General features: G+C 57.7%; 19 protein-coding genes and 2 pseudogenes. 10 read left to right on the forward strand and 11 right to left on the reverse strand.

Features of this window, described 5'->3' with window-relative positions:
• Positions 1-265 precede the first annotated feature (265 nt).
• Both ACA046_RS14790 and ACA046_RS14795 read left to right on the forward strand, forming a co-directional pair.
• Positions 266-1,537, forward strand: a complete 1,272-nt coding sequence (locus ACA046_RS14790; RefSeq protein ID WP_497677088.1) for a TrkH family potassium uptake protein — start codon at positions 266-268, stop codon at positions 1,535-1,537.
• On the forward strand, positions 1,527-2,216 hold the full coding sequence (locus tag ACA046_RS14795; protein WP_497676881.1) for a potassium channel family protein: 690 nt from the start codon (positions 1,527-1,529) through the stop codon (positions 2,214-2,216). The genes ACA046_RS14790 and ACA046_RS14795 overlap by 11 nt, the downstream gene beginning before the upstream one ends.
• A gap of 103 nt (positions 2,217-2,319) precedes the next feature.
• Here the strand turns inward: ACA046_RS14795 and ACA046_RS14800 are convergent.
• Positions 2,320-2,878: pseudogene (locus ACA046_RS14800) on the reverse strand (IS66 family transposase); the annotation flags it as partial.
• A gap of 15 nt (positions 2,879-2,893) precedes the next feature.
• On the opposite strand from ACA046_RS14800, the pseudogene ACA046_RS14805 reads away from it, so the two are divergent.
• Positions 2,894-3,598: pseudogene (locus ACA046_RS14805) on the forward strand (SIR2 family NAD-dependent protein deacylase).
• A 315-nt stretch (positions 3,599-3,913) separates the two neighbouring features.
• On the opposite strand, the gene ACA046_RS14810 reads toward ACA046_RS14805, so the two are convergent.
• Positions 3,914-4,387 (reverse strand): antitoxin Xre/MbcA/ParS toxin-binding domain-containing protein, encoded by a 474-nt coding sequence (locus ACA046_RS14810; RefSeq protein ID WP_497676882.1) that lies wholly within the window; start codon positions 4,385-4,387, stop codon positions 3,914-3,916.
• Positions 4,388-4,926: 539 nt separating this feature from the next.
• Entirely contained in the window at positions 4,927-5,223 is a 297-nt protein-coding gene (locus ACA046_RS14815) for a helix-turn-helix domain-containing protein (protein WP_497676883.1), read from the reverse strand.
• Positions 5,224-5,326: 103 nt separating this feature from the next.
• Here ACA046_RS14815 and ACA046_RS14820 point away from each other — a divergent pair, with 103 nt between their 5' ends.
• The 5 genes from ACA046_RS14820 to ACA046_RS14840 all read left to right on the forward strand — a co-directional run bounded on the left by ACA046_RS14820 (position 5,327) and on the right by ACA046_RS14840 (position 9,084).
• Positions 5,327-5,803 carry a hypothetical protein gene (locus tag ACA046_RS14820; protein ID WP_497676884.1) on the forward strand — a complete coding sequence of 159 codons (477 nt, stop codon included), beginning with the start codon at positions 5,327-5,329 and terminating at the stop codon, positions 5,801-5,803.
• A 201-nt stretch (positions 5,804-6,004) separates the two neighbouring features.
• Complete coding sequence (locus tag ACA046_RS14825; protein ID WP_497677089.1) at positions 6,005-6,226, forward strand: BPSL0761 family protein; 222 nt, start codon at positions 6,005-6,007, stop codon at positions 6,224-6,226.
• A 199-nt stretch (positions 6,227-6,425) separates the two neighbouring features.
• A complete protein-coding gene (locus ACA046_RS14830; protein WP_497677090.1) occupies positions 6,426-6,995 on the forward strand; it encodes a DUF6088 family protein in 570 nt (189 codons plus the stop codon).
• 259 nt (positions 6,996-7,254) lie between these two features.
• Positions 7,255-7,437, forward strand: a complete 183-nt coding sequence (locus ACA046_RS14835) for an AbrB/MazE/SpoVT family DNA-binding domain-containing protein (protein ID WP_497676885.1) — start codon at positions 7,255-7,257, stop codon at positions 7,435-7,437.
• 720 nt (positions 7,438-8,157) lie between these two features.
• A complete protein-coding gene (locus ACA046_RS14840; RefSeq protein WP_497676886.1) occupies positions 8,158-9,084 on the forward strand; it encodes a carbon-nitrogen hydrolase family protein in 927 nt (308 codons plus the stop codon).
• An 872-nt stretch (positions 9,085-9,956) separates the two neighbouring features.
• On the opposite strand, the gene ACA046_RS14845 is transcribed toward ACA046_RS14840, so the two are convergent.
• Genes ACA046_RS14845 through ACA046_RS14855 form a run of 3 tightly spaced genes read right to left on the reverse strand, consistent with a single transcriptional unit; the run spans position 9,957 to position 12,414 of the window.
• Positions 9,957-10,508 (reverse strand): GNAT family N-acetyltransferase, encoded by a 552-nt coding sequence (locus ACA046_RS14845; protein ID WP_076016520.1) that lies wholly within the window; start codon positions 10,506-10,508, stop codon positions 9,957-9,959.
• Between the two features lie 4 nt (positions 10,509-10,512).
• A complete protein-coding gene (locus ACA046_RS14850; RefSeq protein WP_076016521.1) occupies positions 10,513-10,974 on the reverse strand; it encodes an LEA/WHy family protein in 462 nt (153 codons plus the stop codon).
• 12 nt (positions 10,975-10,986) lie between these two features.
• Complete coding sequence (locus tag ACA046_RS14855; RefSeq protein ID WP_459021410.1) at positions 10,987-12,414, reverse strand: nucleobase:cation symporter-2 family protein; 1,428 nt, start codon at positions 12,412-12,414, stop codon at positions 10,987-10,989.
• A gap of 235 nt (positions 12,415-12,649) precedes the next feature.
• Here ACA046_RS14855 and ACA046_RS14860 point away from each other — a divergent pair, with 235 nt between their 5' ends.
• Positions 12,650-14,275 (forward strand): methyl-accepting chemotaxis protein, encoded by a 1,626-nt coding sequence (locus ACA046_RS14860; protein ID WP_497676887.1) that lies wholly within the window; start codon positions 12,650-12,652, stop codon positions 14,273-14,275.
• A 148-nt stretch (positions 14,276-14,423) separates the two neighbouring features.
• Here the strand turns inward: ACA046_RS14860 and ACA046_RS14865 are convergent, their stop codons facing one another.
• The 5 genes from ACA046_RS14865 to ACA046_RS14885 all read right to left on the reverse strand — a co-directional run bounded on the left by ACA046_RS14865 (position 14,424) and on the right by ACA046_RS14885 (position 19,710).
• The gene (locus tag ACA046_RS14865; RefSeq protein WP_459021406.1) at positions 14,424-15,401 is read right to left on the reverse strand and encodes a 2-hydroxyacid dehydrogenase; all 978 of its coding nucleotides are present in this window, start codon (positions 15,399-15,401) and stop codon (positions 14,424-14,426) included.
• A complete protein-coding gene (locus tag ACA046_RS14870; RefSeq protein WP_459021404.1) occupies positions 15,401-16,696 on the reverse strand; it encodes an MFS transporter in 1,296 nt (431 codons plus the stop codon). The genes ACA046_RS14865 and ACA046_RS14870 overlap by 1 nt, the downstream gene beginning before the upstream one ends.
• Positions 16,697-16,807: 111 nt before the next feature.
• Entirely contained in the window at positions 16,808-17,770 is a 963-nt protein-coding gene (locus ACA046_RS14875) for a sugar kinase (RefSeq protein ID WP_497676888.1), read from the reverse strand.
• The gene (locus ACA046_RS14880; protein WP_497676889.1) at positions 17,763-18,545 is read right to left on the reverse strand and encodes a sugar phosphate isomerase/epimerase family protein; all 783 of its coding nucleotides are present in this window, start codon (positions 18,543-18,545) and stop codon (positions 17,763-17,765) included. The genes ACA046_RS14875 and ACA046_RS14880 overlap by 8 nt, the downstream gene beginning before the upstream one ends.
• Positions 18,546-18,690: 145 nt before the next feature.
• Entirely contained in the window at positions 18,691-19,710 is a 1,020-nt protein-coding gene (locus tag ACA046_RS14885; protein WP_459021398.1) for a LacI family DNA-binding transcriptional regulator, read from the reverse strand.
• Positions 19,711-19,951: 241 nt separating this feature from the next.
• On the opposite strand from ACA046_RS14885, the gene ACA046_RS14890 reads away from it, so the two are divergent.
• Positions 19,952-21,895 (forward strand): hypothetical protein, encoded by a 1,944-nt coding sequence (locus tag ACA046_RS14890; protein WP_497676890.1) that lies wholly within the window; start codon positions 19,952-19,954, stop codon positions 21,893-21,895.
• Positions 21,896-22,017: the final 122 nt, after the last annotated feature.

Genomic DNA, 22,017 nt, shown 5'->3' on the forward strand with positions numbered 1-22,017 from the left:
AATCCACTTTTTAGAAGGTGGGGTTTATGGATCGCATACAAAATAAGTAAGGATTGGCAAAAAATCGTTATGACTGTCACTATCGCCCGCATTCAGAATCCCGATTGAGGCCCACCGCAACGTGGTGGAAATACTCAAGTCTGATTGAGTTTGGGAGAGCTGTTGCTTACAGCCTGTCTCCTTGTAACGACATGAGTTCTGATGCCAAATGAAATTACTATCTCATCCCGCCAGAGTCGTCGCCTTGGTTTTCCTCACCACGATAATGGTGGGTACCGCGATTCTAATGCAGCCGATATCCCAGGCTGGGGGGGGCGCGGTTCCCTGGGTGACGGCCTTCTTCACGGCCGTATCGGCCGTCTGTGTTACCGGGTTGGTAGTGGTGGATACTGGCACGTACTGGTCGACCTTCGGCCAGGCGGTGATTCTGCTTCTGTTCCAGCTCGGCGGCTTCGGCATCATGACGGTGGCGACCTTGCTCGGCCTGATGGTTAACAGCCGATTGCGCCTGCGTACCAAAATGGTCGCACAGTTGGAGTCGCGCTCATTGGGGGTGGGAGACATTACCAGCGTGGCCAAACTGGTGCTGGTGGTGACGTTCGCCCTGGAGCTCATCACGACCGTGTGGCTCACCTTCAGGTTTCATTGGGGCTATGGCCAGTCATGGGCCGATGCGGCCTGGAGCGGTCTGTTTCATGCCGTATCGGCCTTCAATAACGCAGGTTTCTCGATTTACTCCGACAGCCTGATGCGCTACGCCACTGACACCTGGATTCTGTTGCCTATGATGGCTGCCATCGTTATCGGCGGTATTGGCTTTCCCGTGCTGTATGACTTGCGCAGCCGGTTCAACCATCCCCGTCGCTGGTCGCTGCACACCAAGCTCACCTTGTCTGGCACGGCGATCCTGCTGGTGGTCGGGTTTTTCACACTGCTGCTGTTCGAGTGGGACAATTCCACCACCCTTGGCCCGATGGCCGTGGCCGATAAAGTGCTGTCGGCGGCATTTGCTTCCGTTTCCGCACGTACCGCCGGGTTCAATTCGATCGACATTGGCGCGTTGACCCCGGAAAGCTGGGCGGTGCATTACTTTCTGATGTTCGTCGGCGGCGGCAGTGCAGGCACTGCGGGCGGGGTGAAAGTCGGTACTGTCGCGATCTTAGTCTTGCTGGTGATTGCCGAAATTCGTGGCCACAGTGATTGCGAGGCCTATGGCCGGCGAGTCGGCGCTGCGGCCCAGCGTCAAGCCATTACCGTGCTCGTCCTGAGCAGCGCCATGATCGTGCTGGCGACGCTCTTTATTCTGCGTGAGACCGCGTTGCCTACCGACCAGGTCATATTCGAAGTAATCTCGGCGTTTGGCACCGTCGGCTTGTCCACCGGTATCACCGCCGAGCTGCCCACCTCAAGCCAGCTGGTGTTGACGCTGCTGATGTACGCCGGACGGGTGGGCACTATCACGCTCGCGGCGTCACTGGCCTTGGGCGAGCACCGTATGCCCTACCGCTACCCAGAGGAGCATCCCATTGTTGGCTAACTTGCTATTTTCAGAGAAGTTCTCATTTGCCAAGGGCGACAGCGTGGTGGTGATCGGCCTGGGTCGCTTCGGCGGCTCGGTGGCCCAATCGCTGATGCGGCTGGGGCACGACGTGATGGGCATCGACCGCGACGCCGCACCCGTCCATGAGTGGGCTGACTTGCTGACGCATGCGGTGCAGGCCGACTCCACCAACCTGCAGGTGTTGCGCCAATTGGGAGTTGCCGACTTTGGCCACGCCATTGTGGGGATAGGCACCGACCTGGCCGCCAGCCTGCTGACCATCATGACGCTGACCGAACTGGGGATTGCGGATATCTGGGTCAAGGCCCGCACCGCCGAGCATGGGCAGATAGCCCAGCGCATTGGTGCCCATCACGTGGTCTACCCGGAGAAAGAAATGGGCGAGCGTGTCGCTCATCTCATTACCGGGCGGATGATCGACTTCATCGAGTTCGACGACGGTTTCGCCATCGCCAAGATTCATTCCCCACTGTCGTGCCACAACAGTACGTTGGCCGACGGGCAAATCCGCGAAAAATTCGGGGTGACCGTCGTAGGGTTGAAACGCACCAATCAAGACTTCCAGCATGCCACCCCTAGCACCCTGATTCGGCCTGGTGATCTGCTAATCGTGTCCGGGCCGACCCATCTGATCCAGAAATTTGCGGGACGCTAGACATAGCACGTGAGCAACAATTGGCCGATTCTGCTGAAAAAGTCGGATTCTCAGTGGGCTTGGACTCAGGCTGTTGGCGCTGATTGAATACTGCCCCCGCAACACTCCCGATTTCGTACAGCAACTGGATGTAACGCAGGGCCTGCTCGGCGAGCTGGCTCTTGTTAGTAGCGTGCAATTCGAAGAGCTTGCGCCGGGCATGGGCCATGTAGCCAGTCTCGGTCACGCCGAGTTCGAAGCTGGCCTTGTAACCGCCAAAATCGTCCTAGACCAACTTACCTTTCCAGCCTTGCAGGAAGTTGCGGGCATGCTCACCGGCGCGGCTGGGGCTGAAGTTGACGATAGCGGCTGTACCGCAGAATTGGCTGGTGGCGTAAGCCCGAACATAAGAACGGTGGTTTTTTTTCGAGCCCGGAGCGAGCATTTGCACGGGGGGCATCCGCGTGCACGGCCTGCTACCCGATCACTACGTCACGCAGGGCATCGACCAAGGGCTCCAACTGCACGCCCGTAATGCCCACCCATTGAGCCAAAGTTGAGCGTGGAATCGCCAAGCCGGCGCGACCGAAAATCGATTCCTGATGGTAAAGCGGCAAATGGTTAGCGAACTTCGCGATCATGACGTGGGCAAGTAACCCAGCAGTGGGGCGTCTCACGCCCTTCATGTTGCTCGAAAAATTGTGGTGTTCACGGGCATTTCAGCAGAGAGTGGTATTCCCACCTTTAGAGATAAGCTCACAGGGCTATGGGCAAGGCACGGTCCCCGGACTCTTGAAACTGCAAACGCATTTAGGGAAAACCCTGCTTTGGTTTGGGGGTGGTACCTTTGGCGCCGCAAGCAAGCCATTCAAGCGAAGCCGCACGCAGCCCACAATGGTAGCCCGTTTGGCCGATTCCGGCCGAGATGTCTTTGTGGTAACTCAGAACATTGACGGCTTACATGAGCGCGCAGGGTCTCGAAACGTAGTGCATCTCCAGGAAGCCTAGCCCAGCGGATCTGCTTCGCTTGCAAGCGCCCGGCAGAGTTAACGAACCAGTAAGCGGCGATCTCTTTCGAAGGTGAGCTGATCGAGCCTCCTCGTTGTGTTCGCTGCAATGGTCGGCTGCGGCCTGGTGTAGTTTGGTTTGGGGAAGATCTTCCTGGCGGTGTCTGGAAAACAGCTATAGCTAAAATAAGAAGCTGTGACGTTTTGATATCTGTCGGTACCTCGGGGATAGTCCGACCTGCGGCTGATATTCCCGAAATCGCTTTGGCGGCAGGTGCTACCGTCACCCATCTCAACCTGGAAGAAGTGCGTTTGAGTGAGCCGAGTGAGTTGATGTTGTTAGGGGCAGCGACGGAACTATTACCGGCGCTGCTGACGAAAAACTCTTTCGTCTAGGTATTCCCCGATTTCCGTTCTTCATATGCAGACAATCGGGGTGGTTAACTGGTCGATCACCAGCTATCAAGCGATCACGTAACTAGTGTAAAGGTCCAAAGCAAATGGTGAATCCAGAGGGTCCCTTATGTTTGCTGAAGCTCTGCGCGAGAATGCCTATGGCGCCTACTGGATAGGCTGGAAGCACTTCTCCACATCTCCGCGGACGCTTCAGTTCAGGACATTGGATCTGGCCAAGAAGAGAAGGGGAAGGAGGGAGCCCGATAGCTTGCAGCCCCCTCGTCACCGGTCAGGCATCTAGACCAAACCGGTACGTTATTGATAGACCCCCAGTTCGACCCGTTCTAGGTAGTCTTCGACAGCTTGAAATCCAAGTGGGTTACCCACCAGATCAAGAGGGATATTACCGGCCAAATGCCTGCAGGGTTTGGCAAGCCATGCCTCGGCAAGCCCCAGGGTGCCAAAAACAGTCGTTGCGTGTTCGAGAACCTTGGCGTAGTGAAAGGCTATTGCGCTCTGGAGAGCGCTAAGTCGACCGGTCATCGATTCGTCGCCTTTGCCTTGCTTCGGTCGGCCTGGCTTACCAACGATTCGTTCGATGATCCTCAATGACAAATATAGCTCGGAAAGCGAGACCATTGCTTGGGCGTCTTTCAATGCAAAACCTTCCTTCGCGAGCAAGAAAATATTGAGCTCGCTAAGCTCCTCGATTCTGACGTGAGTAAGATATTCCGTAGGTTTACGAACCCGCGGCGTCGAGACAGTTGTATGCGCAGTACTAGAAACCATGTGACTCACTTTGGCGGTAACGGATCAGGCTAGCCTAGCTCTATTCGATACTAATCGCATCATCGTCTGTCCTGAATGATCTATTTGCAGGTTGTACGGTGAATGGAGCAATCACTGACGCTCGCGGAGAAAGATCAATGGGAGATGAAATATCGAATTTAGCTTTCTGGCGTGGTTTTCGTTTCAAATTCAGATCTCATTTTCGCCAAAGTGACGGTCACACAGGGCAGTTAGTTCCAAAATCATGAATTCGCAAGCTTGAAGTTTTGTCGCTTGCTGCTAAGGGCCGGCATGCTTCAAGTGAGATCATTTTGAGTTCGGTCTGTGCTTTGCTAAAAGCACGATCCACGCAGCGCATGCCCTTCCCGAGGATCAGGAAGTCATCGATGTACCGTACACAAGTGACCTCACCATCGTTCATAGCCCTGTCAAAGTCATGCAAGTACAAATTGGCTATGAGTGGGGATAGCCATCGCACCTATGCGGAGTAGAGGGACTGCGAATTTCTCAGAGTGGACGCCTGAACGTCTGCCCCCGTCTCAGCGGGCCTGAAAGCTGATCAAGTCTCTGACCTCGTCAGCTACGCGATGCAGTAATTGATCAAATTCAATCGGCGATTCGCTTTGAAGGGCGTAAGCCAATGCAACCAAGGTCAGTGGATGTGTATCAAGCGTAGAGCAAATTGCCTCGAGCTTCTGCAACGTAGGGCTGGTCTTGCCATTTTCGAGCAGGCTTATGAAATTTGTACTGCTCGTAATTGCAAAATCTTCTTGAATCAACCCTTTGCTCATACGGGCCATCTTTAGCGCCTGCCCGAGTGAAGACCGTATGTCCATTTTGTAGCCCCACAAAATGGCACAATCAGGCGACAGCAGGTAGGATAAGACCACCAAGTATATTGGTTGCTAAGTGATATTAATTCTCATATGTGGGTGCTCTGTGTTCAAGACAACTGAACGGTCTGCGATTTTTCCGACGCCGAGTGGACCAGACGGAGTTCAGTTTTGGCACCACGTTGAGCATGAGGTGCACTGGCCATGGTATTACCTCAAAGTAGTACAGGACTTCGGTGAGGAGGAGATGCGAACGATGTTGATGGTGTCTACGGCGTCAGATCTGGCTGATATCGTGAGCGCCCGCACTGATTCTGTGTGGCTGGAAGAGGCATATATCGTCACTCCCGGATCCGTAAACGAGAGTGGCTGCTGGAAACTGGAATCGCTGTTAGAAGTAGTGGTTTTGAGAAATGAAAGTTGCTTTCCAGCGGAGGTGTGCCACGTAGTGACGGGCGGGCAAATTTATAAACTCGGTAAGTCTCCCATCCTGCAGAGTGTTAAACCCGAAAAAATCTTCGACGCCCTAGTTCACCTCGGGAAAGAAGAAAATAAAAATTTCCATCGGAAGAAAGAAGATTAACTCTGAAAAGACGAGATACCCCGCATGCCTCCTCACAAGCTGGGCGCAGTTGCGTCGTGGGTTCAGGCTAAAGTAAAGAGCATTGAAAGCAGACGTGTTTAACACTTGACGACATCGCGGTGTTTGGAGTGGAGAAGAGTTGGGCTAGCGTTCCTGCTCTGTGTTTCGAGGACCGAAGATTGAAGGTAACCATAAATGACGATGCCAAATGAGCGTACGCGAGCGGTCATTCAGACTAGAGAGTTTCTGCTAGAGCTGTCCCAAGACAAATCGCTACCAATGCGTATTCGTGGTGATGCGATATTTCTTTTACGTCACTTCCCGAGCGATAGCCAGATGCTCCTTGCTGGATATATAGAAGAGCACGCAGACACTGGAGTGGCGCCAATGGGGCCGATCTTTAGTTCGACGACTGGAGCATGATTTAGTCTTGGTCAATACATTGGTGCAGATTCCAACGTACCAAGAGGTAACGGCTGACCCTCATTTATCGTTTCCTAGATAGGTTACGACGGAATGGAATTCGCTATCGGCTCACTTATCGATTAGTTTAAAATTCAAGTAGGGATAAGGGGCAGTTATGCGGTCCGTTTCGAAAATTATATCAAATCAGGTAGTGGAGATGGCTTCAGGCAGGCCCTTTCACCGTATGGTTTTTGCCGAAGCCGGCTCACCTTCAGCAATCAGTAAATCTTTAACACGACTAGTACGAGCAGGCTTACTTGAACGTGTGGCCCGCGGGATTTATATGCGGCCTCACTGGGGTAAGCATGTTGGGAAAGTCTGCGCGAGCCCATTGGAAGTTATGAACGTAATCGCGCAAGCAAATGGAGAAACTATCCAAATTCATGGGGCGGAAGCGGTACGCAGATTTAGGTTGAGTAATCAGATGCAAGTGAGGCCCGTTTACTATACGAGTGGCTATACGCGCGATTTGAAAGTGGGAAATGCCGTGATCCGGTTACAGCATGCGTCAGCCGACCGGCTGCAGCATGCAGGAACTAGAGTTGGAGATGCGCTTACCGCCCTATATTATCTTGGTCCGAGAGGTGCATCTGATCTCTTGGTTACGAAAATTTGTAAAATGTTAAGCAGTATGGAAATAATTGCACTTCGTGCCTGCAGGATGCCACGTTGGATGAGCGCCGCATTGGAGCGATCACATCATAGGTCATGTAATACAAACAGCTGATGACTGGAGGAAAAATTGCGACCTAATAACGTTGCGGACTGAATGAACCTTTGCGTTCTCTGCCACGCTTCGTGACAGAACGGTCGAGGACAGAAGCCATAACAGGACGGCATGCCGGCGACTGGCCGAGCTTTCTAGCTGGACGTCGGGCACCTCGAAGTACGATTTTCTTCAGTCTGGGCTGCTACCTGTCGGCTGGGAATCCGCCAGCGTAGGATAGTAAGGCAACCCATTGGCCTAGGACCGGATGCGTATCTCCATGAATGAATTCGTGCAGACAACTGTGAAATGCCAAGACCCTGGTGATGGAAGCGGGGATGTCATCATCGACCTTCCTTCCGAACTTCTCGCAAGTATGAATCTCAATCTCGGTGATTCACTGAGTATCGAGTTGGTTAACGGGGCCATAGTGCTCAGGCCTATTCGTGATGCAAATGTATAGTCCCGAGGCCAGAGTCCGACTTAAAGCTGCCGATTACAATGAGAAGGCGAGGAAATTTCAAAGTTGAGCACATAGGAGCGACGTAGTTCTGAATTCGCACAAATAGAACTGGATTGTGTGGGGGGGAAGTTTCGAATTTACGCAGTCAGAGGCATGATGGCTTCGGAATATGGCTTGCTGCGCGGCGGTTAAACCAAGCAAGTTTCACTGGCCTGGCATTCGCCACGGTTCCGAAATGGAACTGGATACCGAGAAACTTCAGGCATTGGTGCTGGGTCTGCCATGGCAACGCGCAGATTCTGGAGGCTCGATCACACTGCTTTAACGGCTGCCATTAGCCGATCGGTCTATCGCCGCGAATTGCCTGCTCTGGCAAAATCGGCCCCATGACTTTGCTACCCAATCTCGCTCACCTTACCCCTGAACACATGCGCGCCCGGATAAGCGAGTTACTCTCACAAAGTCGCCTTTCTGCCGGCAGTCGTAACCCGCTACTCACGACTAAAAGTCCATCCTTTGTGGCGTATCCGACGAAAATTACACCAATTCCGTCTTGGCACGACAAAAAGTCCAGGTTTCCTGTCTTTGTGGAGTTCTGGAAGCTAAAAAATGAGCAAATAGTCCAAGAATTCTGTCCGTGCGGGAGCAGTGAAGTGGGCTTTATTCATGATTGCCGCTGGCCGGAGAATGGGCAACCCCCATTGATTCGGAGTGATCGTGATGCCCATTTCTACCGTGGCTGCGCTGCAAATCGGTTCCTTGCCGGGTGGCAAGGCTGAGACCCTGAAACAGATCCTGTCTTACGAGGACGAAATCCTGCGCAGCGGTGCGCAACTGGTGGTGATGCCCGAAGCCTTGCTCGGGGGTTATCCCAAGGGTGAAGGTTTTGGTACACAGTTGGGTTATCGCCTGCCTGAAGGCCGTGAAGCGTTTGCCCGATATTTTGCCAATGCGATTGATGTGCCGGGTGTGGAGACCGAAGCGCTGGCCGGCTTGTCGGCGCGCACGTTGGCGAGCCTGGTGTTGGGCGTGATTGAACGCAGTGGCAGCACGCTGTATTGCACGGCGCTGTATTTCGAACCGGTGGGCGGGTTGGTGGCCAAGCATCGCAAATTGATGCCTACCGGCACTGAACGGTTGATCTGGGGCAAGGGCGACGGCTCGACGTTGCCGGTGATCGACACAGCGGTAGGGCGCATCGGCGGCGCGGTGTGCTGGGAGAACATGATGCCGTTGTTGCGCACGGCGATGTACGCCAAGGGCGTGGAGGTGTGGTGTGCGCCGACGGTGGATGAGCGGGAAGTGTGGCAGGTGAGCATGCGGCATATTGCACATGAAGGGCGGTGTTTTGTGGTGAGTGCGTGTCAGGTGCAGGCGTCACCCCAAGCGTTGGGCGTGGAGATTGCGAACTGGCCGGGGGATCGGCCTTTGATCGCGGGTGGCAGTGTGATTGTCGGGCCCATGGGGGACATTCTCGCCGGGCCGTTGCTCGGTGGGGCGGGGTTGCTGGTGGCGCGGATTGATACGGATGAGCTGGTGCGGGCGCGGTATGACTATGATGTGGTTGGGCACTATGCCCGGCCGGATATTTTCGAGTTGACCGTGGATGAGCGGGTTAGGCCGGGGGTGCGGTTTATTGGTGACTGAGTACATATCCGTTTCTTCGGTAACGGCTACCTATGGTTCCGCTCTTACAGCGGGTCACTTTTGGCAAACGCCCGGAATGCCGGCCCAGCCAAAAGTAACCAAAAGGTCTTTGCCCCACCACTCGGTGCCTCGCCTAGGCTCGGCATGCCCGCACTCCGGCCCGATTCCGCGGGCCGCCGCGACGGGCCATCCATGGCCCGGCGCGGCTAAATCGGCTTCCCTGCCGATTTACCCGCTCCACCGTGCCTACTTGCGGCCATCGTGGTTAACGGGGCGCCTAAGATCAAAATCACAAGCAGATCAAAAGCAGAGCACAGCGGCCTACCGGCCGGCTTGAGTGTGAGAAGCAGAGGCAAGATCCAGAGCGAAAGCAGAGTTGCTTTTCTGTGGGAGCGGGCTTGCTCGCGAAAAACCTGAGAACGCCGCGTTCATCCAGGATGCCTGCGTCATCGTTAACGACCTTCGCGAGCAAGCCCGCTCCCACATTTGGACTGTGCCCGCTCTTGATTTCGCTGTTGCTGTTGCTGTTGCTGTTGCTTCACCACACTCAAGCCGGCCGGTAGGCCGCTGTGCTGTTGATCTGCTTTTGATTTTGATCTTAGGCGCCCCGTTAAACCACGCTGGCCGAACGCAGGCTTTGGAGCGTGGGTAACCTGGCAGGACGCCAGGTTAGCCGTCCTGGGCCAGGGATGGCCCATGACGGCGGCCCACGGTCCAAAGCCGGAGTGAGGGCACTCCGAGCCTAGGCGAGGAGCCGAGTGGTGGGGCAAGAGCGTTTTGCTTACTTTTGCGCTGTTCAAAAGTGAGCCGCTGTAAGAGCGGAACCCATAGCGGCCCTGACCGCAGCAACGGATATACACCCAAAACCCACCTCAGCCCCGCCGAACCCCCAGCCATTCCTCCCGGGTAATCTCCCAAATATCCTTGGGCAAATTCCCAGCGACAAACTGCCCCTCATCCGTCCTGACCAAGCGCATCCCCGTGCGCTCGGAAATCCTGCGAGAGGCCACGTTCGGCGCCGCCTTGGGCACCCGCATCAAAGGCCGTTCCAGCACCTCAAACCAATACTCGGTCACCGCCGCACTGGCCTCGGCCATCAACCCCTGGCCCTGCCACTGCGGCCCCAGCCAAAAGCCCCGATTGTTGTCCACCTCATCCATCAGACTGACATTGCCAATCAACACCTCTGGCGCGCTTCTAAGGCGGATCGACCAATGCCATTCCTCCCCCCGCGCCATGGCCGGCAACGCGACATGCTCCAGATAGCTACGCGCACCGTCCGCCGGATACGGCCAAGGCACCTGGGCATTGAGGTAGCGCACCACTTCCCAGTGCGGAAACTGCTGCTGGACGCCCTCGGCATCCTCCAGTGTCAGCGGCCTTAGGATCAGGCGTTCGGTATACAGCGTAGGTTGCGCATCCATGTCGTTACCAAGTGGCAGTGTTGGGAAAGTCCAGTGTCCCGCGATCCACAAAGCGCATGGTGCCGAACAGGCCACCCGCGAGTTTCCCGCGCAACACGTAAGGCAGGTTATTCAAACTCTGGGTCTGGCTCAAGCCAAGGGTCTGGCGCAACACGGAAAACGCCGAAACGCTCACCGGCACCGTCAGCACCGTCTCCGAAAAGCGCGGGATGGAACCACTCAGATCACTCACTCCGGAAGCCAGCGGCCGGCCATTGACCTCAAGGTCCAGGGCCACGCCGTTGTAGTCGATCGCGGTTTCATTCGGGTTCTGCACCCGCAGTTTCACCGCGAAACGCACTTCCAGGTCCTGGCTTTGCAGCGGCTCGATGCCCACCACATTGATGTTCACCGGGTCGCGGTTGGGGAACAGCGCGCAGGCGCTCAGGGTGAGTAGCAGCAGTGACAGGACCATGAGCTTGCGCATAGAGGGGTTCTCCTATTTCGTGACGTCCGGGTCTTGCATCACCTTGAGGGTGGAGGCTTCCGGATCAAATTCATCTTCTTCCAGTTCTATGAACTCCTCAGGCAGGAAGATGTTCAGCACGATAGCGCAGAACGCACCCACGGTGATCGGCGACTCGAAGATGTTGTGCAGCGCCTTGGGCAGTTCGCGCAGTACTTCCGGGACTGCCGCCACGCCCAGGCCCATGCCTAAGGAAATAGCCACGATCAGCACGTTGCGTCGGTGCAGGCCGGCTTCGGCGAGGATCTTGATCCCGGCCACGGCCACGGTGCCGAACATGATCAGGGTAGCGCCGCCCAGCACTGGCTTGGGCATCAGTTGCAGCACCGCGCCGATCATCGGGAACAGGCCCAGCAGCACCAGCAGCCCGGCAATGAAGTACGCCACATAACGGCTGGCCACGCCGGTCAACTGGATCACGCCGTTGTTCTGGGCGAAGGTCACCATCGGCAGGCTGTTGAAGGTGGCCGCCATCACCGAGTTGAGGCCGTCGGCCAGCAAGCCGGACTTGATGCGCTTGATGTACAGCGGGCCCTTGACCGGCTGTTGGGAAATCATCGAGTTGGCCGTCAGGTCACCGGCGGCTTCCAGGGGCGAAATCAGGAAGATCACCGCCACCGGGATAAACGCTACCCAGTCGAACGAAAAACCGTATTTGAACGGCACCGGCACGCTGATCATCGGCAGTTGGGGCAGGGCGGCCAGGTCGACGCGGCCCATCCACCAGGCCACCACAAAACCCAGGGTCAGGCCGATCACGATGGAGCCCAGGCGCAGGAACGGGTTGTTGAAGCGGTTGAGCACCACGATGGTCAGCAGCACCAAGGCTGCCAGGCCCATGTTGCCGGCAGCGCCCAGGTCGCTGGCACCATAGCCGCCGGCCATGTCGGTCACCGCCACCTTGATCAGCGACAAGCCCATCAAGGTAATGATGGTGCCGGTGACCACCGGAGTGATCAGCTTGCGCAGCTTGCCGATGAACTGGCTGAGCACCACTTCGATAAACGCCGCGAAGAAGCAGATGCCGAAGATCGTCGACAGGATCTCATCGGTACCGCCGCCCCGGGCCTTGACCATGAAGCCGGCGCTCAGGATTACGCTGATAAACGAAAAGCTGGTGCCTTGCAGGCACAGCAGGCCCGAGCCCACCGGGCCGAACTTGCGGGCCTGCACAAAGGTGCCGAGCCCCGACACAAACAGCGCCATGCTCACCAGATACGGCACTTCGCTTTCCAGGCCCAGCACGCCGCCAACAATCAGCGTTGGGGTGATGATCCCGACAAAGCTGGCCAGCACGTGCTGCAAGGCGGCAAATATCGCCGCGCTGAAGTGGGGGCGGTCGTCGAGGCCGTAGATCAGGTCGGATTTATAACGGGGGCGAGGGGTTTGAGTGTCAGACAAAATACGGGCCCGGGCAGGAAAAAGGAGGCGCAGGATGCCAGAAAGTGCCAGTTGTCAGAAGTGTGAAAAAATATTTCGGAACATCCCCCATTAAATCCTCAAGCCGGCCGATACCGTTTATAGGCCCCACATACCAATTACAACAGTGGTGCCACCGGTCAGAGCGGCGCGTTGACGCCCACTGACCGTGTCGCGGCAGGGATGCTCGCAGCCACTACTTCTAAGAGCGCCCCCTATGTCCCTTCGTAACCTGAATATCGCACCTCGAGCTTTTCTCGGTTTCGCCTTCATCGCGTTGCTTGTCGTTATTCTTGGGGTGTTTGCGGTGAACCGCATGACCCTGATTCGTCAGGCATCGGTCGACATGGGCGCCAACCAACTGCCCAGCGTCGGGTATCTGGCCACCATGACCGAAAACGTCCTGCGCCTGCGGATTCTGTCGTTTCGCGTATTGGTGAACCGTGAACCGGCGGCCTTGCAGGAAGCCCAGACCCGCATGAACGTGCTGGAAGGCAAGGTCAAGACCGCCCAGGCGGCTTATGCCACCATGCCGGCGGGGGATGAAGAGGCGGCGCTGTACAAGACGTTTGCCCTCACGCTGGACAATTACCTCAAGGCTCAGGCCGAGATGGTGAGCCTTTCGCAGCAGAACAAAGTGGAAGAGATGCGCGCCCTGATCAACAGCCGCATCAAGGATGGCACCGACCAGATGGGCGAGCAGTTGAATAAACTGATCGCCATCAACGCCGCTGATGCCAACCAGGCCGCCAATGACGCCGGGCAGAGTTACCGGGACGCCATCACGGGCATCATCGCCGTTTCGGTGATTGCGGCCTTGATGACGGTGTTGCTGGCATGGCTGTTGACCCGCAGCATCGTCACGCCACTGCGCAAAGCGCTGGAGGTGGCTGAAGTGATCGCTGGCGGTAACTTGAGCAAAGTGATTGAAGACGACGGCAAGGACGAACCCGCTCGCCTGCTCGGCGCATTGGCTGCAATGCAAGCCAACCTGCGCCAGACCATCCAGCACATCGCCGGCTCCGCCACGCAGTTGGCCTCTGCCGCTGAAGAGCTCAGCGCGGTGACTGAAGAGGCCTCCAAAGGCTTGCAACAGCAGAACAACGAAATCGACCAGGCCGCCACAGCAGTCAACGAAATGACCGCAGCCGTGGAAGAAGTGGCGCGCAATGCGGTGTCCACCTCAGAAGCCTCCAGCCAATCCAACCAGGCTGCGCGGGAAGGGCGCGACCGGGTGGTGGAAACCGTCGGTGCGATCCAGACCATGACTCAGGATGTACAAAACACCTCGGTATTGATCGAAGGCCTGGCGGCTCAGGGCCGTGATATTGGCAAGGTACTGGACGTGATTCGCGCGATTGCCGAGCAGACCAACCTGCTGGCCCTGAACGCGGCGATCGAAGCCGCGCGTGCCGGTGAAGCCGGGCGCGGGTTTGCGGTGGTGGCGGATGAAGTGCGGGCCCTGGCCCATCGCACCGCACAGTCGACCCAGGAAATCGAAAAAATGGTCGCCGGCATTCAGAGCGGTACCGGCGAGGCGGTGAACTCGATGCAGCAGAGTAACCAACGCACCCAAAGTACCCTGGAAATGGCGCGTGCCGCCGGGGTGGCCCTGGAGCAGATCACCCAGTCCATCAGCCTGATCAACGAACGCAACCTGGTGATCGCCAGCGCTTCGGAAGAACAGGCTCAGGTGTCCCGCGAGGTTGATCGCAACCTGGTGAATATCCGCGACCTGGCGACCCAGTCGGCGGCGGGTGCCAACCAGACCAGCGCGGCCAGCCATGAGCTGTCGCGTCTGGCGGTGGATTTGAACGGGATGGTGGCCAGATTCGTTATCTGATCTGAAATGCGATCAAAAATGTGGGAGCGGCGGTGCGACGATTCGACTTGCTCGCGAATGCGGTGTGTCAGCCACCAAAGCGAGTGACTGATCCACCGCATTCGCGAGCAAGCCCGCTCCCACATTGGGTGCTGTGGTGTTTCAGGATTCAGTGTTTCCAGGCAGTCGGATTCACCAGGTTCTTCGGCTTTTCCCCCGCCAGCGCCGCCAGCAGATTGTCCACCGCGCACTTGGCCATCGCCTCCCGCGTCTCATGGGTCGCCGACCCGATATGCGGCGTCGCCACCACATTGCTCAAGCGCAACAACGGCGAGTCATGCTGCAGCGGCTCGCGCACAAACACATCCAGTCCCGCCGCGCGAATGGTGCGCTGTTGCAACGCCTCGATCAGCGCCGGCTCGTCCACCACCTTGCCTCTGGAGATGTTGATAAAGATCGTCTCCGGGCCCATCAGCGCGAATTCTTCAGCGCCAATCAAGCCTTCGGTTTCAGCCGTCAGCGGCAACGTCAGGCACACAAAGTCGGCTTGCTGGAGCAAGTCCGGCAGGCTGCGATACTCGGCGCCGAAGCGCTGCTCCACTGCCGGTTTTGGCGAATGGCTGTGGTAGATCACCGGCATGCCAAACCCGAAGTGCCCACGCTGGGCCAAGGCTTCACCAATACGCCCCATGCCGATAATGCCCAGGGTCTTGCCATGCACGTCGCTGCCGAAATGCAGCGGGCCAATGTTCTGGTTCCAGTTGCCGGCGCGGACCATATTGGCCAGTTCCACCACTCGCCGGGCAGTGGCGAGGATCAGCGCGAAGCCGGTATCAGCGGTGGTTTCCGTCAGTACGTCGGGGGTGTTGCTGAGCAGGATGCCGCGGCCGGTCAGGTAGTCGATGTCGTAGTTGTCGACGCCGACGGACACGCTGGCCACGGCCTCAAGGTTTGGCGCCAGGTCCAGCAATTTGGCGTCCAGGCGCAGGCTGGCACCCAGCATCCCTTGGGCCTTAGGCAACGCCGCGCGCAGCTTGGCCAGGCCGCTTTCATCCAGTGCCTCGATCAGCGTGACCTCGGCCTGTTCATGCAGGCGGGCCATCAGCGGCGCAGAGAGTTTCTTATAGAGCACGACAGACTTTTTCATCAGGTCTTTACCTTCAATTCAAGGGAATTCAGCGGGGCGCGTTCGCGGTCACTGGCGCCGGGCTTGAGGAAGATTGTCAGCACCACCGACACCATCAACGCACCGCTCATCAGCAGGTACGAGGCGCCGGGCGAACCGGTGCTGCTATTGAGGTAGCCCACCAGGTACGAACCGCCAAACGAACCGAGGGCGCCCATGCTGTTGATCAGTGCCATGGCGCCGCCGGCGACGTTGGCCGGAAGGATCTCCGGGACGATCGCGAAAAACGGCCCGTACGGCGCATACATGCACGCCCCGGCAATCACCAGCAGGGTGTACGACCACCAGAAGTGTTCAGCGCCCAGCACGTAGGACGCATAAAACGCGATGGAGGCGATCAACAGCGGCGGCCACACAAAGCGTTTACGTTTTTGCAGTTTGTCCGAGCCCCAGGACACCACCAGCATGCCGATCACCGCCGCCAGGTACGGCAGCGCCGACAGCCAGCCGGCCTCGACCATGTCCATTTTCAAACCGGCCTTGAGGATCGACGGCAGCCACAGCACGAAGCCATACACGCCAATGCTCCAGCAGAAAAACTGCAGCGCGAGGATGATCACCTTGGGTGAGCGGAAGGCCTCGGCGTAGTTCTTCACCGCCTTGATGCCCACCTGTTCTTCGGCGAGGGCGGTTTCCAGGTCTTTTTTATGCTGGGCGCTCAGCCATTTGGCATCGGCCGGTTTTTCATCCGCCAGCTTCCACCAGATAAAGGCCCACAGCACTGCCGGCAAGCCTTCGATGATGAACATCCAGCGCCAGCTGTAATGCTGTACCAGATAGCCCGAGACCACCGACATCCACATCATGGTGACCGGGTTGCCGAGGATCAGGAAGGTGTTGGCCCGGGAGCGTTCTGCGCGGGTGAACCAGTGGCACAGGTACACCAGCATCGCCGGCATCACGGCCGCTTCGACCACTCCGAGCATGAAGCGGATCACGATCAGCATGTAGGCGTTGGACACCATGCCGGTCAGGGTGGCGAGGCTGCCCCAGAGGATCAGGCTGACGAAAATCAGCTTCTTGACGCTGCGCTTCTGCGCATAGATCGCGCCGGGCACCTGGAAGAAAAAGTAGCCGAGGAAAAACAGCGCGCCGAGCAATGACGACATGCCCGGGGTGATCATCAGGTCTTCGGCCATCCCGGAGGCGGCGGCGAAGCCATAGTTGGCGCGATCCAGGTACGCCAGGCTGTAGGTGATAAACACGATGGGCATGATGTACCACCAACGACGGGTGGCGAGTTTCAACGGTTCCATAAGGTTGCTCCTGAGCTTGTTGTAGTTGTGGCAACAGGTAACTGGGTAGCAGCGAGCTTGCTCGCGAAAAACCTAAGAGCTCCACCTCTATTCAGGTGGCGCGTGTCATCGTTAACGACCTTCGCGAGCAAGCTCGCTCCTACAATAAGCAGGCAGATCTTCACGCAACGGCAAGCCTTCCATGTCGCCACGGCTCTGCACCGCGCGGCTGCCGATCCAGTTGCCGCGCTGCACGGCCTCGGCAAAACTGAGGTTTTCCAACAACGCGCTGATCATGCCCACGGCAAAACCATCGCCGGCGCCGACCGTGTCGACCACCTTGGCCACGGGTACGGCGGCGACAAAACCCTGGTCCAATTGCGTGCGGTAAAACGCGCCGTGGGGGCCGAGCTTGATGGCCACGGCTTCCACGCCTAGGTCGAGGTAGAACGCGGCGATGTCGGCCGGGTCTTCAAAACCGGTGAGCAAACGGCCTTCGCTCAACCCCGGCAACACCCAATCCGCCAGGCAGGCGAGGGCGTTGATTTCGCTGATCATGCGTTGCTCGTTTGCCCACAGGGACGGGCGCAGGTTCGGGTCGAAGGACACGCTGCGGCCGGCCTCGCGCATTTGCATCATCAGTTGGCGCGACAGCTCGCGGGTGGCGTCCGACAGCGCCGGTGGAATGCCGGTGGCGTGCAGGTGGCGGGCTTGCAACAGCTCGGGCTTGATCGCCTCGACAGACAGATGACTGGCGGCCGAGCCACGGCGGAAGTACTCCACCTGCGGATCGTCGCCGGCTTCTTCGCGGGACTTGAGTTGAAAGCCGGTGGGGTGCAGCGGGTCGACCGCCACATGTCCGCAGTCCAGGCCTTCGTTCTGCAAGGTATCGACCACAAAACGCCCAAGGGAATCGGCGCCCACACGGCTCAGCCACGCCACGTTGAAACCCAGGCGCGACAGGCCGATGGCGACGTTGCTGTCGGCGCCGGCAATCCGTTTGTGAAACTGCGCAACCTGGGCCAGGTCGCCGGTCTGTTCGGCGACAAACATCGCCATGGTTTCACCAAACGACAGGATATCGATCTCAGACATGGGCATTCTCCACGCGGGGCTGGCCAAGGACGGCGAGGGCGGCGACCTGCTGTGCCGTGACCTGCACCAGGTCATCGCCTTGCAGCGGAAATTCCACGGCCCGGGTAATACCTTGAGTCATATGCTTGAGCAGTTGTTCCCACAGATGCAGGTCGGCGGCGCCCGGTGGCAGGGCCACCAGCTTGCCGTCGGCGCGACGGGCCACGGCCTTGCAGTGCAGGTAGTCCACATGCCGGCCCAGCAGGCGCGCGGCGGTGAGTGCGGACTGGTCCTGCCATTGCCAGTTGCCGATATCGAAGGTCATTTTCACCGGCACCGCCAGGCGCTCGACTTCGTTGAAAAAACGCTGCATCGGCTCGATGCGCCCGCCGTGCAAGGTCTGGTCGTTTTCCACCAGCAGCTTGACCGGATGCCGGTTGAGCAGGGCGCTCAAGCTGTCCAGGTCGTTGGTGTCGGTGAAATAGCCGAGGGAGACTTTCAGCCAGCCAGCGCCGAACGCCTGGGCGCGGTCGAGGGTGGCGGCCAGTTCGGCGTTGGGTTGCGAGCGGCCGGCCACCCAGAGTTCCAGGGGCGAGGAGAACACGCATTCCAGGCCTTGATCGGCCGCTGCTTGTACCAGTTCAAGGGGTTGTTCGGTGGTCAGCAGTTCTTCGCGCCATTCGATACGTTGCGCGCCAGCGGCGGCCAGCACCGAGACGAAGCTCAACTGGCCCTGTTGGCGGACCAGGTCGGCGCCGTAGCTGGAAAGGCTGATGGATACGGGGTAATTATGCATTGTTGTGTACCTCTGAAACCGGTTTCATTTTTATACGCAAAATGTCGAATTGAACCAGGCGTAGCAGCTGTCGAGCCCCGGCGAGGCTGCGTCGGCGGTATATCTGACACATCGCAAACGCAGCCTCGCCCGGGCTCGACAGCTGCTACGGGCGCTTGGTGGAGCCTCGAATGATCAGTTGTGGCAGAAAATCCAGGGTGCGTGGGGCTTGGGTATCGCCACGCAAGCGCTTGAGCAAACAATCAAACGCGCTGGCGCCGATGGCTTCGGTAGGCTGGGCGAGGGCGGTGATGCCGCTGCCTACCAGCGGGTACCAATCCAGGTCATCCAGGGCGATCAAGCCCACGTCCTCGAACAGCTTGCAGCCCAGTTCCTTCAGCGCACGGGTGCAGGCCAGTGCGGCGATGCCGTTGGCGCAGAACAGGGCTTTGGGGCCGGCTTTAGATTTGGCGAGGAAGGTTTGCAGGCGGGTATTGAGTTGACTGTCGATCTCCAGCACGGCGCCGGTCAACGCACCGCGCTGGCCAATCTCGGCCTTGAAACTCTCCAGACGCTCCAGTCGTGAACTGGTGCCATCGGTGGCTTCGCTGACCAATAGCAGGTCGCGATAGCCTTGCTGCTCAAGGTGCTCAACCGCCATGCGCACCGCCACCGGGTTATCCAGTCCCACCAGGTCGCTGTGCAGCGGCTCGACCTTGCGGTCCACCAGCACTAGGGGCATTTCCCGTTGCAGCTCCAGCAATTGGTCGAGGTGATGGCCGAGGGTGTTAACGATCAGCCCTTCGATGTTGTACGAGCGCAGGGCGGCCAGGTGCAGGCGCTCCTGTTCGTCATCGCGGTCGGTGTTGCACACCACCAGGCTGTAGCCGTGTTGACGGCAGGCGGTTTCCACACCGTGCATCACGGCAATCGAATAGGGGTTGCGGATATCGGCCACCAGCATGCCGATCAGGCGGGTACGCCCACGTTTCAAACCACGGGCCATCTGGTTGGGGCGGTAGCCGAGCTCATCGATAGCCTGCTCGATGCGCAGGGCGATGGCCTCGGACAAGAGCCCACGGTCGTCGCCGATAAAGCGTGACACGCTGGCTTTGGAGACACCGGCGCGCTCGGCCACATCAAGCATGGTCACACGGCTGCGCTGGGCGGCGGAAAATGTAGTCACGGTGCAGGGCCTTTCTTATTGGAATGGTCGGCGCGTGGGTACTCGCGCTGAAACCGGTTTCAGAAGACCATCCACCAGGCAATTCGTCAAGTACGATTCACAGGAAGTTGCCGGTTAAAACCGACGAACGGCTGGGCCAACCTGTGAGTTCTGACAGTATTCGAACCCCGATATTGCGCGTTTAATAAATCCAAACGCGCAAACATCTGCGCGGGAGCGAACAAGTAGCCAGGAGGGTTAAATGAGTGATCCCAACACTGATGGACTGCGCAAGGGTGTCTTGGCGATGAAAGACATCAAGGTACCGGTTCTGGACGATGTCATTCCTCCTATCACGGATGGTCATATTCCCAGCCGGCACCTGGACAGTGGCCTGGAGGTGGTGATTTCCGAGTTGTGGGACGGCTCCGCAGAGGAAGGTGAGTTCAATATCTTGAGGGTCCGCTGGCTGCGTGGCGGGGCTGAAGGCCGGCCGCCTTACATCCGCCGTTTTGACGGCCCCATCTCGCCAGACATTTTCCCCCTGAGCATCACGATCACGCGAGATTATCTGGAAACAGACGGTACGGTTTTGCTGCATTACGAGATTGAAGACGAAACAGGAATTGTCTCCCGGACTAACCCGCGCTTCCTGTTTCTGGATCGTACGCCTCCCAATAACAACATGGCGCCTGACGCCCCGGTATCTCCGGTCGCGATTATCGATGAGGATTATTTGCGGGCACACCCCACCGTCGATTTTACGGTGACGTATACCGGCCGCCGAGCCAGAGACAGGGTCTACTACTACGTGTCGGACCGAAGCCCCCCGCCCGATGCTTCGCCCGACGGGTATGTAGAGTTTCCCCTTGAAACCACGCCACCGATCGTGCGCATCCCCGGTGAAGTATTTCGGTTGTACCCAAACGGCACCCAATACGTCCATGTCCGGCTTGAGGATCGATCGGGCAACCGTGGCCCAAGATCCGAACAGGCGCCGGTTGAGGTCGATTTGTTGGGTTCTCCGACCCAACTCCAGCGTCCGATTATCCCGGCAATGGCGGCTGGCCTGATCAACCGCCATGAAGCCCGTCTGGGAGTTGTGGCGCGGGTGAACTACATCAATTGGCAGCCAGGAGACCAGGTTGCCTTAAGGTGGGGTAACACCGCGCTCCTGCTGCAAGAGGTCACTCACGTGCCCTTTGACGTCAATGTTCCATGGCGGAAGTTGATCGAAGCCGGCCCGGGTCCCGCGCAGGGATTTGCCAGCTACACCATTTTGCGCGCCGGCAGCACGGTGCCGACTTATCCGAGCCCGGGCACCGGGATCCGCTGGGACTTCACCGTTGCCGGGCAAGATCATGCCAATGCACCAGAGCGCATCAACACTGACTTGCCACGGGTACGGATATTTGGCGAGGGCTCTGCCACTGACAACCTTATCGATATTCGTGACAAGGACCAGCGGGTCTATGCCAGTGTTCCTCTTTATCACACCCCTAAAGATGGGGAACTGTTGGAGTTGTATTGGGGGAACTTCCCGTACCTGGAGTCACCGGTCGCCAGTTATCGCGTAGACACCAGTAAAGGGGACGTAGAGGGCGCGCGCGTGGAGTTCAGCGATATACCCTGGCAAGTCATTGTGGATGCGGGTAACCATGACCGGCTGCCGGTGTATTACACGACGTTTAATGGTGTTAACGAACAAATCTCGTACTTTACTGAAGTGAACGTGGCCGTCGTTGCGCCTTTTATATTTGGACGGGCGGAGTTTCCAAGCTGGGATCGTCAGACTTCAACTCTCAATTGTTTATCCATTCCCCCTCTGTGGGATCATATCCCAATCGTAGTTCCACCTAACTCAGCACTCAGGGAAAACGACGTCGTTATTTTGAACTGGATGGGATACACGGAAATCTGGGGCGGAGGGCAGCCACTTCCCGATACTGCAGAACCGCTCATTCATAGTCTGACTTCGGACGAAGCTAGGAGAGGTTATACCTTCAAGCTGGATAACTATCTTGAAAAAATAGCTCCCATAAAATCCGAGGACCCCAATAGCCCGTCAAGTTCCGCCCATGTCGCATACACCGTTTGGCGTGGCGGCCGGCTTATCGGCTCATCGCGGCTTTACTACGTGAGAATCGATCGGCGCAGGCCTGGTGGCCTCTACTGTGGGCCTGACGGTAACGGCCCGGAACTCTGAAATTTGGACGTTGTTTGCCAGTGCGAAGGCAGATACTGAACTGATGATTTATGAACTCATGCCGTCATGTCGCTGTAAATAATTCCATGTGAGTTCACGTCATCTTACATTTTAACGATGTT

Source organism: Pseudomonas sp. LBUM1641, from assembly GCF_059716235.1.